Source organism: Streptomyces sp. SD31 (genome assembly GCF_052068475.1).
Lineage (GTDB): Bacteria > Actinomycetota > Actinomycetes > Streptomycetales > Streptomycetaceae > Streptomyces.
On the sequence record NZ_JBQHCX010000023.1, the window covers coordinates 92,843 to 105,583 of the forward strand.

The window sequence follows — 12,741 nt, forward strand, 5'->3', positions numbered from 1 at the left end:
TAAGGAGAGGTTTGGGATCCCCAAACCAAACCGATGGTTAAGGGGCCGTTCGACCTAAGAAGTCGGGCACGGGAAGGGGTGTTGGGGTTCGCGGTTACGCTCGTCACGTCGATCCCCGGAGCGTAGAGAGCGAAGAGAGCCCCGCCGTGACCCATCCCTTCCTGGACCTGGCCCCGCTGAGCGCCGCCCGATTCGCCGCCATCGAGGACCGGGTGGCGCGGTTGCTCGGGACCGGGCAGGACGTCGTGATCATGCAGGGCGAGGCGCTGCTGCCGCTGGAGGGGGCGATCCGGGGGACGGCCGGGCCCGGCACGGTCGCGTTGAACGTGATCACCGGTCCGTACGGGCAGACCTTCGGCGACTGGCTGCGGGACTGCGGCGCGACCGTGATCGATCTGGCGGTGCCCTTCCATACGGCGGTCACGGCGGACCAGATCCGGCAGGCCTTCGCCGAGCATCCGGAGATCGACTTCGTGTCCCTGGTGCACGCGGAGGCGGCCACCGGCAACACCAATCCCGTCGCGGAGATCGGTGAAGTCGTGAAGGCGCACGGGGCGCTGTTCTACCTGGACGCCGTGGCGTCGATCGGGGCCGAGCCGGTGTTGCCGGACGCGTGGGGCGTGGACCTGTGCGTCATCGGGGCGCAGAAGGCGATGGGCGGGCCGGCCGGGGTGTCGGCGGTGTCGGTGAGCGAGCGGGCGTGGGCTCGGATGGCGGCGAATCCCAGGGCGCCGCGGCGGTCGTATCTGTCGCTGCTCGACTGGAAGGAGCGGTGGATCGACGGGGGGCGGAAGGCGCTGCTGCATGCGCCCGCGCAGCTGGAGATGCTGGCGCTGGAGGCGTGTGTGGAGCGGATCGAGGTGGCCGGGCTGGATGCGGTGATGGCCCGGCACCGGGCCGCCGCGCTGTCTGCTCGGGCCGGGGCGGTTGCGCTGGGTGGGGGGTTGGAGCCGTACGTGTACGACTGCGCGGAGGCTGCGCCGGTCGCTACGACGCTTCGGGCGCCGGCGGGGGTGGTGGCGTCGGAGGTGGTGGCTCGGGCGCTGGCGTCGGATCCCGCGTTGCCGCTGGCCGCGGGGGGCGGGGCGTTGGCCAAGGAAATGATTCGGGTCAATCACTACGGGGTGGATGCGACGGTGGATGTGGTGCGGGGGTGTGTGGCGGCGCTGGGGGCTGCGCTGGCGGAGAAGGGGCTGGGTGTGGATCTGGAGGGGGCGTTGCGGGCGGTGGATGCCGGCCGGCGGTAGTGGGCTCTTCGCCCCCGCCGCCCCTGCCCATCCCATCCTCAAAGGGCTCCGCCCCTTCGCCCCCGCCAGGGGGCTCCGCCCCCTGGACCCCCGCTCCTCAAACGCCGGAGGGACTGAAGCCTGTGCCGCTGTCAGTCCCTCCTGCCATGCTGCCCGCATGACCACCGACACGCCCCAGACCCTCCCCGACGGCCGCCCCATCCCCGTCACGACCGGCGACGAGCTCCCCATGCTGGAGAGCTGGCTCGAGTTCCACCGGGCCACCTTGGCGCTGAAGTGCGCGGGGCTGGACGACACACAGGTGCGGCTGGCCTCGGCGGAGCCGTCCATGTTGACGCTGCTCGGGCTCGTGCAGCACCTCGCCGAGGTCGAGCGGAACTGGTTCCAGCGGGTGGTGGGGGGACTCGACGTGCCACCGGTGTTCGAGGAGAAGACGGGGTACGCCCTCGATCCCGGGCGCGGCATCGAGGAGGCGCTCACGGCGTGGCGGCACGAGATCGCGCGGGGCCGGGAGGTGTACGCCGGTCGGACGCCGGACAGCGTCGGGCGGATCGTGGACGGGCCGATGGCCGGGGTCGAGGTCAGTCTGCGATGGGTGCTCATTCACATGATCGAGGAGTACGCGCGGCACAACGGCCACGCCGACATTCTGCGCGAGCGTATCGACGGAGTTACCGGAGCCTGAATTCGGCGCAATTCTCGAATTCCTTTCCAGGGCAGCTTCCCATTCTCTTCTGCCCGCTTTCGCCAGACCTAAACGCAAAGATTCCGCGAACACCAACCGGGGGAATTCGGGCAGATCTCGTGGGAGTTACATGGCTGTGACGCGTTCCACATCGCGACCTTTTTGCCCGGTATTAACCGGACAAACAGTGTGATTCACCCCCGCCCCGCGCTGCCACTCACGCCCGCGTGATAACACACCCGGTCCGCACACGTAACCCCTCACGGCCATGCAATTTCGAATTTCCCTCGGTAAATTCAATTCGCATGACTGCCGCACAAGCAGACCTGCAAATCGACCGTCCGGCGGTGGCCGACGGGGCCGCGCTGTGGCGGATTGCCAGAGACTCCAAGGCCCTCGACCTGAACTCGTCGTACAGCTATCTGCTGTGGTGCCGCGACTTCGCCGGCACATCGGCCGTCGCCCGCGACGAGCGCGGGGAGCCGGTCGGCTTCGTCACCGGGTACGTACGGCCGGAGCGCCCGCGCACCCTGCTCGTCTGGCAGGTGGCCGTGGATGACGCCCAGCGCGGACGCGGGGTCGCCGCCTCGCTGCTCGACGGGCTCGTCGCACGCGTCGGCGCCGAGTACGGCGTCACCAGCGTCGAGACCACCATCACACCCGGCAACACCGCCTCCGAGCGGCTGTTCCGCTCCTTCGCCGAGCGGCACGGGGCCGCCCTGGAGCGCGAGGTGCTGTTCCCCACGAGTGTGTTCCCGGACGGGCCCCACGACCCCGAGGTCCTGTACCGCATCGGTCCCCTCTCCCTGTGACCTCCCCCACTGACTTCCCCGACTCCCCCCACGCACCGAGGAGCGATTCGTCGTGACCATCACCCAGCCCGACCTCAGCGTCTTCGAGACCCTGGAGTCCGAAGTGCGCAGCTACTGCCGCGGCTGGCCCACCGTGTTCGACCGCGCGCGCGGCAGCCGTATGTACGACGAGGACGGCCACGAGTACCTGGACTTCTTCGCCGGCGCCGGTTCGCTGAACTACGGGCACAACAACCCCGTCCTGAAACGGGCGTTGATCGACTACCTGGAGCGGGACGGCGTCACGCACGGGCTCGACATGTCCACCAGCGCCAAGCGGGCGTTCCTGGAGTCCTTCCAGAACATCGTGCTGCGGCCGCGCGACCTGCCGTACAAGGTCATGTTCCCGGGGCCGACCGGGACGAACGCCGTCGAGTCGGCGCTCAAGCTGGCGCGGAAGGTGAAGGGGCGCGAGGCCATCGTCTCGTTCACCAACGCCTTCCACGGCATGTCGCTGGGCTCACTCGCCGTCACCGGCAACGCCTTCAAGCGGGCCGGTGCCGGCATCCCGCTCGTGCACGGCACGCCGATGCCGTTCGACAACTACTTCGACGGCAAGGTCGAGGACTTCCTCTGGTTCGAGCGGCTGCTCGAGGACCAGGGGTCCGGGCTGAACAAGCCCGCCGCCGTGATCGTGGAGACCGTGCAGGGCGAGGGCGGCATCAACGTCGCCCGCCCGGAGTGGCTGCGGGCGCTCGCCGAGCTGTGCGAGCGGCAGGACATGCTGCTCATCGTCGACGACATCCAGATGGGCTGCGGTCGTACCGGTGCCTTCTTCTCCTTCGAGGAGGCGGGCATCACGCCCGACATCGTCACCGTGTCGAAGTCGATCAGCGGCTACGGACTGCCCATGTCGCTCTGCCTGTTCAAGCCCGAGCTGGACATCTGGGAGCCGGGCGAGCACAACGGCACCTTCCGCGGCAACAACCCCGCCTTCGTCACGGCCACCGCCGCCCTGGAGACGTACTGGGCGGATGGGTCCGCGATGGAGAAGCAGACCCGGGGGCGCGGCGAGCAGATCGAGCAGGCGCTCATCTCCATCACCGAGGAGAACCTCGCCGACGTGAAGGAGTACCGCGGGCGCGGGCTCGTGTGGGGCCTGGAGTTCCACGACAAGGAGCGCGCCGGACGCGTCGCGCACCGCGCGTTCGAACTCGGGCTGCTCATCGAGACGTCGGGCCCCGAGAGCGAGGTCGTGAAGCTGCTTCCGGCGCTCACGATCACCCCGGAGGAGCTGGACGAGGGACTCAGCGTCCTCGCCCGCTCCGTCCGGGAAACCATCTGAAACACCACCTAGGAGGCATCGCAGCACCGTGATCGTCCGTTCGTTCAAGGACATCGAAGGAACCGACCGCCATGTGAAATCGGCGTCCGGTACCTGGGAGAGCAAGCGCATCGTCCTCGCCAAGGAGAAGGTCGGCTTCTCCCTGCACGAGACGATCCTGTACGCGGGTACGGAGACGTCGATGTGGTACGCGAACCACATCGAGGCCGTCGTCTGCGTCGAGGGCGAGGCCGAGCTGACCGACCACGAGACCGGGCGGACGCACGCGATCACGCCCGGGACCATGTACCTCCTGGACGGGCACGAGAGGCACACGCTGCGGATCAAGGAGGACTTCCGCTGCCTCTGTGTCTTCAACCCGCCCGTGACCGGCCGGGAGGACCACGACGAGAACGGTGTGTACCCGCTGCTCACCGAGCCCGAGGAGGTGTGAGAAACCCATGACCACCGCCATGACCGCGAACGTCACCGATCTCTACCCCAGCCGCGGCGCCACCGAGGTGGCGACCCCGCGTCAGGACCCCGTCGTGTGGGGCTCCCCCGACACGCCCGGTCCGATCACGACCACCGACCTGCAGTCCTTCGAGCGCGACGGCTTCCTCGCCATCGACCAGCTCATCACCGAGGACGAGGTCGCGGTCTACGCGCAGGAGTTGGAGCGTCTGGTCACCGACCCGGCGATCCGTGCGGACGAGCGCTCGATCATCGAGCCGAAGTCCAAGGAGATCCGGTCCGTCTTCGAAGTGCACAAGATCAGCGAGGTGTTCGCCTCCCTGGTGCGCGACGAGCGGGTCGTGGGGCGGGCCCGGCAGATCCTTGGCTCCGACGTGTACGTCCACCAGTCGCGGATCAACGTCAAGCCTGGCTTCGGGGCCAGCGGCTTCTACTGGCACTCCGACTTCGAGACCTGGCACGCCGAGGACGGTCTGCCCAACATGCGGACGGTGTCCGTCTCGATCGCGCTGACCGAGAACTACGACACCAACGGCGGGCTCATGATCATGCCCGGCTCGCACAAGACCTTCCTCGGGTGTGCGGGAGCCACCCCGGAGGACAACTACAAGAAGTCCCTCCAGATGCAGGACGCGGGCACCCCGTCCGACGAGGCGCTCACCGCCATGGCCTCCGAGTACGGCATCAAGCTCTTCACGGGCAAGGCCGGTTCGGCGACCTGGTTCGACTGCAACTGCATGCACGGCTCCGGGGACAACATCACGCCGTTCCCGCGCAGCAACGTCTTCATCGTGTTCAACAGCGTGGAGAACACGGCCGTCGAGCCCTTCGCGGCTCCCGTACGGCGACCGGAGTTCATCGGCGCGAGGGACTTCACGCCGGTGAAGTGATCCCGTGTAGTGCCCTCACAGCCACACCGGCGACGCGGCCCGCTCCAGTACGTTCCGTACGGCGGCCGCGTCGCCCGTTTCGTCCCTCGGCATTCAGGGAGACAGGGCGTCCAGCAGCCGATCGACATCGTCGGGCGTGTTGTAGAGGTGGAAGGACGCGCGCAGGTTGCCCATGCGGTCGGAGACCTCGATTCCGGCCGCGCTCAACTCGGGCTGGCGGTGGCCGAGTCCGGGTACGGACACGATGGCCGAGCCGAGTGCCGGCACCGGTGCGTGGCCGAGGTCGGCGAGACCGGACCGGAAGCGGTCGGCGAGGGCGAGGTCGTGGGCGCGTACGGCGTCCACGCCGAGTTCCTCGAGGAGTTCGAGGGAGCGGCGCAGTCCCGTGAAGCTGAACAGGGCGGGGGGCAGGTCGAACCGGCGGGCGCAGTGGGCGAGTTCGGTCACCGGGCCGTAGCAGCTGTCCCACGGGTTCTCCCCGGCGACCCAGCCGGCCAGGAGCGGCAGCAGTCCGCCGAAGTCCTCCGGCACGACGAGGAAGCCCGCGCCGTGCGGGCCCATCAGCCACTTGTAGCAGACGCACACGGTGAAGTCGTACGCGTCGGCCTCCATCGGCAGCCAGGCGCCGGCCTGGGAGAAGTCGATGCACGTACGCGCGCCGTGCTCGCGGGCCGCCTCGCGCAGGGCGGGCAGGTCGGCGATCCGGCCGTCGGCGGACTGCGCGGCGCTGACCGCGACGAGCGCGGTGCCGGGCCGCACGGATTCGGCGAGCCGCTCCAGGGGCACGATGCGCACCTTGAGGTCGCCGCGGGCGTGGAAGGGGTTCACGACGGAGGTGAAGTCGTCCTCGGCGGTGAGAACTTCGGCGCCCGCGGGCAGCGAGGCCGCGACCAGCCCGGTGTAGGCGGCGACGGACGAACCTGCCGCCACCCGCTCGACGGGAACGCCGGCCAGCCGGGCGAAGGCGGCCCGGGCGGCCTCCACGTCCGCGTGCAGGGGGCCCAGCGGCCTGCCCTCGGCCCGCATGCGTGCCGCCTCGGCGAGGGCGGCCACGGTGCGGGCCGGGAGCAGCCCGGTGCTCGCGGTGTTGAGATAGACGTTCTTCGGGGCGAACTCGGCACGGACCAGGCTCTCGAAGTTCTCCATGGCTCCACTGTGTGCCCTGAAGACCTCTCAGTCCATTGCGAGTCTTTGCGTGGTTCCGCTAAGCAACGCTTATAGAACGGCCCTGACCTGCGGACTTGCTCAGCGCTGCGGCACCGCGCACCCCTCCGGACCGCACCCGTCCGTGTCACCCTGGTCGATCAACGTCAGCGGCGACCGCTCACCCCAAGCCTGCGTCAGCGCCTGCTGGAAGACCTCGGCGGGCTGGGCGCCGGAGACGCCGAACTTGCGGTCGAGAACGAAGAACGGCACGCCGCTCGCACCGAGCTGGGCGGCCTCGCGCTCGTCGGCGCGGACGTCGTCCGCGTAGGCGTCCGGGTCGGCGAGGACCTTGCGGACGTCGTCGGCGTCCAGCCCGGCCGCGACGGCCAGCTCCACCAGCCGCTCGTCGCCCTCGGAGAAGACGGACCGCTCCTCGGCGAAGTTCGCCCGGTAGAGGATCTGGATCAGCTCGTCCTGCTTGCCGTGCTCCTTGGCGAGGTGCAGAAGGCGGTGCATGTCGAAGGTGTTGCCGTGGTCGCGCCCCTCGGTGCGGTAGTCGAGGCCTTCCGCGGCGGCCTGCGCGCCGAGGTTCTCCTCCCCGGCCCGCGCCTGCGCCTCGCTCATGCCGTACTTCCTGGTCAGCATGGTGATCACGGGCTGGATGTCGCCCTTGGCGCGCCCGGGGTCCAGCTCGAACGAGCGGTGCACCACCTCGACCTGGTCGCGGTGCGGGAAGGCCTCCAGCGCCTTCTCGAAGCGGGCCTTGCCCACATAGCACCAGGGGCAGGCGATGTCGCTCCAGATCTCGACGCGCATGTCTGTGGCTCTCTCCGGCTCGTAGGGATGCGGAGGCTCTCTCCGCTCCCATACGTGAACGTTCAAGTAGCCGCGTTCATTCCCCGGTCACGGAGAAGCGCAGGAACAGATGGTGGTCACCCTCGACAGGCGGGTTCTCGGGGTCCGGGATCCACCCCTGGCGGGCGTAGAAGGCCTGGGCGCGCCGGTTGTCGACGTGCACGTCGAGGACGGCCGTGCGCTTGCCGTCCGCCCGCCACTCCTCGACGCAGGCGGTGTGCAGGGCCGTACCGACGCCGCCGCGCCAGTGGTCGGGGTCGACGTGGAACTGGAAGAGCTTGACCGTGTCCGCGGCGCCGCCCTCGGGGGTGCGAAAGGAGGCGAGGGCGATGATCCGGCCCCGCTCGACCACACACAGGACGTGTCCGTCGGGCCGCTCGACGGCACTGCGCCAGGCGCCGTGCCAGTCGGTGCCGTCGTCCGGGACGCCGTCGGGGTAGTACGTGGCCCGGGCCCGCGCGTGCAGCGTGACGATGGACTCCACCTCGGCGGGCACGGCGGTGCGGATGACTCTGCCCGGCATCACTGCTCGTTCGCTGATCATGCAGCGGAGGACGTGACCGCCGCCGCTCCGGTTCCTAGCCGACTGAACTGCGCCCGGTAGGCGCTCGGCGTCAACCCCGTACGCCGGACCAGATGTCCCCGCAGCGAGTCGGCCGTGCCCAGGCCGCTGGCGTGGGCCACCTGGTCCATGGGCAGGGCGGTGGTCTCCAGCAGTTCCTTGGCGCGCTCGATGCGCTGGTGGAGCAGCCACTGCAGCGGGCTCACCCCGCTCTCGGCGTGGAAGCGGCGGGTGAGGGTGCGGACGCTGACACCGGCGTGGCGGGCCAGGTCGGTGAGGGTGAGCGGCTTGTCGAGGTTGCGCATGGCCCAGCCGCGGGTGTCGGCGCAGGCCGTGCCGCGCTCGGGCGGCAGCGGGGTCTGCGTGAACTGGGTCTGGCCGCCGGGCCGTACGGGCGCGACGAGGGCACGCCGGGCGACCTCGTTGGCGACGGCGGCGCCGTAGTCGGTGCGGATGATGTGCAGGCACAGGTCGATGCCGGCGGCGTAACCGGAGGAGGTCACATACGGCCCGTCCTGGACGTACAGCACGTCTCCGCACAGCTGGACCTGCGGGTACCGGCGGCGCAACTCCTCGGCGTGCGCCCAGTACGTCGTCGCCCTGCGCCCGTGCAGCAGGCCCGCCTCGGCGAGTTGGAAGGCGCCGGTGCACAGCGACGCGATCCGCCTGCCGTCGGCGGCCGCCTCACGTACGGCGGTGACGATCCGCGGCTCCGGCTCGAAGGGTTCCCCGGTCCCGGCGACGAGCACCGTGTCCGCCTCGCGCACGGCGTCGAGCCCTTGCCGCACGTACAGGTCGAGGCCGCCGGTGGTGGGCACCGGTCCCGGCTCGGCCGCGCAGATGACCACCTCGTAGCCGGGCCGCCCGTCGACCTCGACCTTGCCGAACAGCATCTCCGGGATGGCGAGGTTGAACATCGAGACCGGCGAGGGCGCGACGACGGCGATGCGGTGCGGGGCGCGCGACTGGGACATGGCCAGAACCTCCGGGTACATGGCATTCCGGCCACTACTGTACGACGGTCCGGATCCGCAGCATGGAGGGCATGTCAACGAACCAGACCCTGAAGGGCGGCGAAGTCGCCTTGCCGGACGGCGGGTTGGAGCCCGACAGGCGCTCCGCCGCCCTCACCCTGACCGCCGGACTCCTCGGCTTCGCACTGGTCTGCCTCGACGCGTCCATCGTGAACGTGGCCCTGCCCGCGATGGGTTCCTCCCTCGGGGGCGGGATGTCCGGCCTTCAGTGGGTGGTCGACGCCTACACCCTGGCCTTCGCCGCGCTCATGCTGTCCACGGGGGCGTTCTCGGACCGGGTGGGAGCGAGCCGGGCGTACGCGCTCGGTACCGCCGTGTTCACGCTCGCCTCGGCGGCCTGCGGTCTGGCGCCGAACCTGCCGGCGCTGATCGGCGCGCGGGTGGTGCAGGGGGTGGCGGCGGCCGTCGTACTACCGGCCTCGCTGTCGCTGGTGCGGCAGGCGTACGCCGATCCGGCGCGGAGGGCGCGCGCGGTGGCCGTGTGGGCGGCGGGCGGTTCCGCGGCGGTGGCGCTGGGTCCGGTGGCGGGCGGTGTGCTGACCTCGGCCTGGGACTGGCGCGGGATCTTCTTCGTCAACCTTCCCGTCGGTGCGCTGATCCTCCTGCTGCTGCTCCGGGCCCCGCGCTCGGCGCGCCGCCCGGCGCCGCTGGACGTGCCCGGTCAGGTGACGGCGGTGGTGGCGCTCACGGCGCTGACGTTCGCGGTGATCGAGGGCGGGACGGCGGGCTGGGCGGCGCTGGCGGTGGCCGTGGTGGCCGCTGTGGCCTTCTTCCGGGTCGAGGCACGCGGGCCGCACCCGGTCGTCCCCCTCGGCCTCTTCCGCAACCGGACCGTCGCGGTGACGGTGGCCGCGGGAGCGGCCGTGAGCGTGGCCTTCTACAGCATGGTGTTCGTCTTCTCGCTCTTCTTCCAGCAGGTGCAGGGCCGTTCCGCACTCCAGGCCGGGCTGATGTTCCTGCCGATGACGGGCCTGATCGCGGTGACGAACGTGGTGGCGGGCAAGCTCGCGGGCCGTTATGGCGCCCGGGTGCCCATGGTGGTGGGGCAGGGCCTGGCCGTCGTAGGGCTGCTCGCGATGCTGTACGCAGACTCCGGGACGTCTCCCGTCCTGGTGGCCCTGCTCCTCGTCCCCATGGCGTTGGGCTGCGCCCTGACGGTGCCGCCGCTGACGGCGGCGATGCTGGACGCCGTACCCGCCGAGCGGGCGGGGCTGGCGGCCGGTGTCCTCAACTCGGCGCGGCAGACGGCCGGGGCGCTGGGCATCGCCGTCTTCGGGGCGCTGATCTCCGACGGCTTCGTGGCGGGGATGCGGCTGAGCCTGGTGATCAGCGCGGGCCTGCTGGCGGTGACGGGCCTGCTCAGCTGCCGTCTCGCAGGTCCTTCGGCCAGTTCGGGCTGAACTCGATGTGGTCGTACGTCACGACACACCCCTCCCCCATCGGCGACTGGGTCATGAAACCGACCAGGGCGGCGTCGCTCTCCTTCTCGTCACCGAGGGTGAAGAGGCGGACGAAGGTCCAGTGCCGGCCGTCCCGGGAGGCGTGGAAGGCGAAGGCACGCCCGGTGCGGCTGACTCTGAGCCACACCGAACTTCCCTCCACCGTAAAGGAGTTGGCGTCATCGGAGTGCCCCCGGGTGACCACCGTGCAGACGGTGGGCACGTCCGGGGAGTACTCCAGGCAGAGCTTGGCCCAGGCGCGGTCGCCGACATGGACGTAGAGCACTCCGGCGTCGAAGGCGGCGGCGAACCCGACGGTGACACGGGCGATGAGCTGAAAGTCGCCCTCGGGCGCCCCGAGGAGCCGCGGCGCATCGGAGGCGGGATCCAGAGCCTCCCCGGTGGGCGGCACGAACCGGTCCTGCCGGGGGCCGGCCCATCCGGAGAGGATGCCGTCCTCGTAGGCCCAGTGACCGTCGGGGCCGTAGCTACGGAGCGGGAAAGGCAGTTGGGGAAGTTCGACGTCCATCGCCACAGTGTCTCAGTAGAACTCGCGCGGCATCCTGGCAGCGCCGGGATCTGCCACGCCCCAAAGGGGCGCGGGGAACTGCGCGACCGGCCACTGCGGACCGGCACCGCGCATCACACCCGCACCCCTGTGGCGAATCCCGCGGAGCGTCACCGCTCCAAACGACCGTTGAACCTGCGAGGCAGTCCCAGCGGATTGTCGTCCCGGAGCTCCTTGGGCAGCAGCGCCTCGGGCGCCCCCTGATAGGCAACCGGCCTCATCCACCGCTCGATCGCCGTACCGCCGACCGACGTCGACGTCGAGGTCGTCGCCGGGTAAGGCCCACCGTGATGCTGCGCCTGCGCGACGGCGACCCCCGTCGGCCACCCGTTCACCAGCACACGCCCGGCCAGCGGCGTCAGCTCCGCGAGGATCTCCGCACCACGGCCCTCACCCGCCGCTTCCTCAGCGGAGAGGTGGACCGTCGCCGTGAGGTTGCCGGGCAGCCGGGACAGCACGGCCCGCGCCTGCGCGTCGTCGTCGTAGCGGGCCACCACCGTCACCGGACCGAAGCACTCCTCGAGGAGCAGGTCGTACTCCCCCTCACTCGTCAGCTTCTCGGCCGCGACCGTCAGGAACCCGGCGCTGACCGTGTGCTCGCCCCCCGCACCCGGCGTCACCGGGGCTTCCACCTCGGCGAGCCCGGCACGCTCGGCGACCCCGGCGACGAAGTTGTCCCGCATGCGGTGGTCGAGGAGGACACCGGCGTCGGTGTCGCTCACGGCGTCCGTGAGCGACTTGACCAGGCCGTCACCCGCGGCACCGGACGGCACCAGCACAAGCCCCGGCTTCACACAGAACTGCCCGACGCCCAGCGTCATCGAGCCCGCGAGCCCCGTACCGATCGCCTCGGCGCGCTCGGCGGCCGCGGCCTCGGTGATCACGACGGGGTTCAGTGACCCCAGCTCACCGTGGAACGGGATCGGCACCGGCCGCGCAGCCGCCGCGTCGAAGAGGGCGCGGCCACCCCGGATCGAACCGGTGAAGCCGGCCGCGGTGACCAGCGGGTGCTTGATCAGCTCGATGCCCGACTCGAAGCCGTGCACGAGGCCGATGACACCCTCGGGGATGCCGTGCTCACCGGCGGCCCGCCGCAGGACGGCCGCGACCAGCTCGGACAGCGCCGGGTGGTCGGGGTGGGCCTTGACGACGACCGGGCAGCCCGCGCCCAGCGCGCTCGCGGTGTCGCCGCCGGCGACGGAGAAGGCGAAGGGGAAGTTGGACGCCGAGTAGACGGCGACCACGCCGAGGGGCACCTTGTAGCGGCGCAGGTCCGGGATCGGCGGGGTCGCGGTGTCGTCGGGGTGGTTGATGACGACGTCGAGGAAGGCGCCCTCGTCGACGATGTCCGCGAACGACCGCAGCTGGAAGCAGGTGCGGGCGAGTTCGCCGGTGAGGCGGACCGGGCCTAGCGCGGTCTCCGCGTCGGCGGCCTCGACGAGCTGGTCCTTGGCCGCCTGGAGCTGGTCGGCGGCGGTGCGCAGGAAGGCCGCGCGGACCGTGCGGTCGGCGAGCGCGCCGCGCGCGTCGTCCGCGGCGCGGACGGCGGCGTCCACCTCCCGGGCTGTGGCCTCCACCGCAACCTGTTCACGCTGCTTCCCGGTTCGGGGGTCGACACTCCAGACTGGTGCTGCTGCCACCGCGGGTCCCTCCACACATGTATTGCCGCAGTACGGGGTCATCCACCAGGGTCGTTCGATATGCTGAACGCTGTCTCTGATGATGA

General features: G+C 70.6%; 13 protein-coding genes. 7 read left to right on the forward strand and 6 right to left on the reverse strand.

Features of this window, described 5'->3' with window-relative positions:
• Positions 1-146 precede the first annotated feature (146 nt).
• From ACTMVF_RS38070 to thpD, 6 genes are all read left to right on the forward strand, one after another.
• Complete coding sequence (locus ACTMVF_RS38070) at positions 147-1,247, forward strand: pyridoxal-phosphate-dependent aminotransferase family protein (RefSeq protein ID WP_441275657.1); 1,101 nt, start codon at positions 147-149, stop codon at positions 1,245-1,247.
• Between the two features lie 157 nt (positions 1,248-1,404).
• Positions 1,405-1,932 carry a DinB family protein gene (locus ACTMVF_RS38075; RefSeq protein WP_441275658.1) on the forward strand — a complete coding sequence of 176 codons (528 nt, stop codon included), beginning with the start codon at positions 1,405-1,407 and terminating at the stop codon, positions 1,930-1,932.
• 305 nt (positions 1,933-2,237) lie between these two features.
• On the forward strand, positions 2,238-2,744 hold the full coding sequence (ectA, locus tag ACTMVF_RS38080; RefSeq protein WP_441275659.1) for a diaminobutyrate acetyltransferase: 507 nt from the start codon (positions 2,238-2,240) through the stop codon (positions 2,742-2,744).
• Between the two features lie 52 nt (positions 2,745-2,796).
• The gene (ectB, locus tag ACTMVF_RS38085; protein ID WP_441275660.1) at positions 2,797-4,068 is read left to right on the forward strand and encodes a diaminobutyrate--2-oxoglutarate transaminase; all 1,272 of its coding nucleotides are present in this window, start codon (positions 2,797-2,799) and stop codon (positions 4,066-4,068) included.
• Positions 4,069-4,096: 28 nt separating this feature from the next.
• Entirely contained in the window at positions 4,097-4,501 is a 405-nt protein-coding gene (locus tag ACTMVF_RS38090) for an ectoine synthase (protein WP_030051576.1), read from the forward strand.
• 7 nt (positions 4,502-4,508) lie between these two features.
• On the forward strand, positions 4,509-5,411 hold the full coding sequence (thpD, locus tag ACTMVF_RS38095; protein ID WP_441275661.1) for an ectoine hydroxylase: 903 nt from the start codon (positions 4,509-4,511) through the stop codon (positions 5,409-5,411).
• Positions 5,412-5,504: 93 nt separating this feature from the next.
• Here the strand turns inward: thpD and ACTMVF_RS38100 are convergent, their stop codons facing one another.
• From ACTMVF_RS38100 to ACTMVF_RS38115, 4 genes are all read right to left on the reverse strand, one after another.
• Entirely contained in the window at positions 5,505-6,557 is a 1,053-nt protein-coding gene (locus tag ACTMVF_RS38100) for an aminotransferase class V-fold PLP-dependent enzyme (protein WP_441275662.1), read from the reverse strand.
• A gap of 99 nt (positions 6,558-6,656) precedes the next feature.
• Positions 6,657-7,373: a DsbA family oxidoreductase gene (locus tag ACTMVF_RS38105; protein WP_441275663.1), complete on the reverse strand. Its 717-nt coding sequence runs from the start codon at positions 7,371-7,373 to the stop codon at positions 6,657-6,659.
• 76 nt (positions 7,374-7,449) lie between these two features.
• Positions 7,450-7,956, reverse strand: coding sequence for an N-acetyltransferase family protein (locus ACTMVF_RS38110; protein WP_441275664.1), 507 nt, complete (start codon positions 7,954-7,956; stop codon positions 7,450-7,452).
• The gene (locus ACTMVF_RS38115; RefSeq protein WP_441275665.1) at positions 7,953-8,948 is read right to left on the reverse strand and encodes a GlxA family transcriptional regulator; all 996 of its coding nucleotides are present in this window, start codon (positions 8,946-8,948) and stop codon (positions 7,953-7,955) included. Before ACTMVF_RS38115 ends, ACTMVF_RS38110 begins: the two co-directional genes overlap by 4 nt.
• A 71-nt stretch (positions 8,949-9,019) precedes the next feature.
• Here ACTMVF_RS38115 and ACTMVF_RS38120 point away from each other — a divergent pair, with 71 nt between their 5' ends.
• On the forward strand, positions 9,020-10,408 hold the full coding sequence (locus tag ACTMVF_RS38120; RefSeq protein WP_441275666.1) for an MFS transporter: 1,389 nt from the start codon (positions 9,020-9,022) through the stop codon (positions 10,406-10,408).
• Here the strand turns inward: ACTMVF_RS38120 and ACTMVF_RS38125 are convergent.
• Both ACTMVF_RS38125 and ACTMVF_RS38130 read right to left on the reverse strand, forming a co-directional pair.
• Positions 10,368-10,976: a DUF1349 domain-containing protein gene (locus ACTMVF_RS38125; protein WP_441275667.1), complete on the reverse strand. Its 609-nt coding sequence runs from the start codon at positions 10,974-10,976 to the stop codon at positions 10,368-10,370. The two genes, ACTMVF_RS38120 and ACTMVF_RS38125, sit on opposite strands and share 41 nt — an antisense overlap.
• A 149-nt stretch (positions 10,977-11,125) precedes the next feature.
• Entirely contained in the window at positions 11,126-12,655 is a 1,530-nt protein-coding gene (locus ACTMVF_RS38130) for an aldehyde dehydrogenase (NADP(+)) (protein WP_441275668.1), read from the reverse strand.
• Positions 12,656-12,741: the final 86 nt, after the last annotated feature.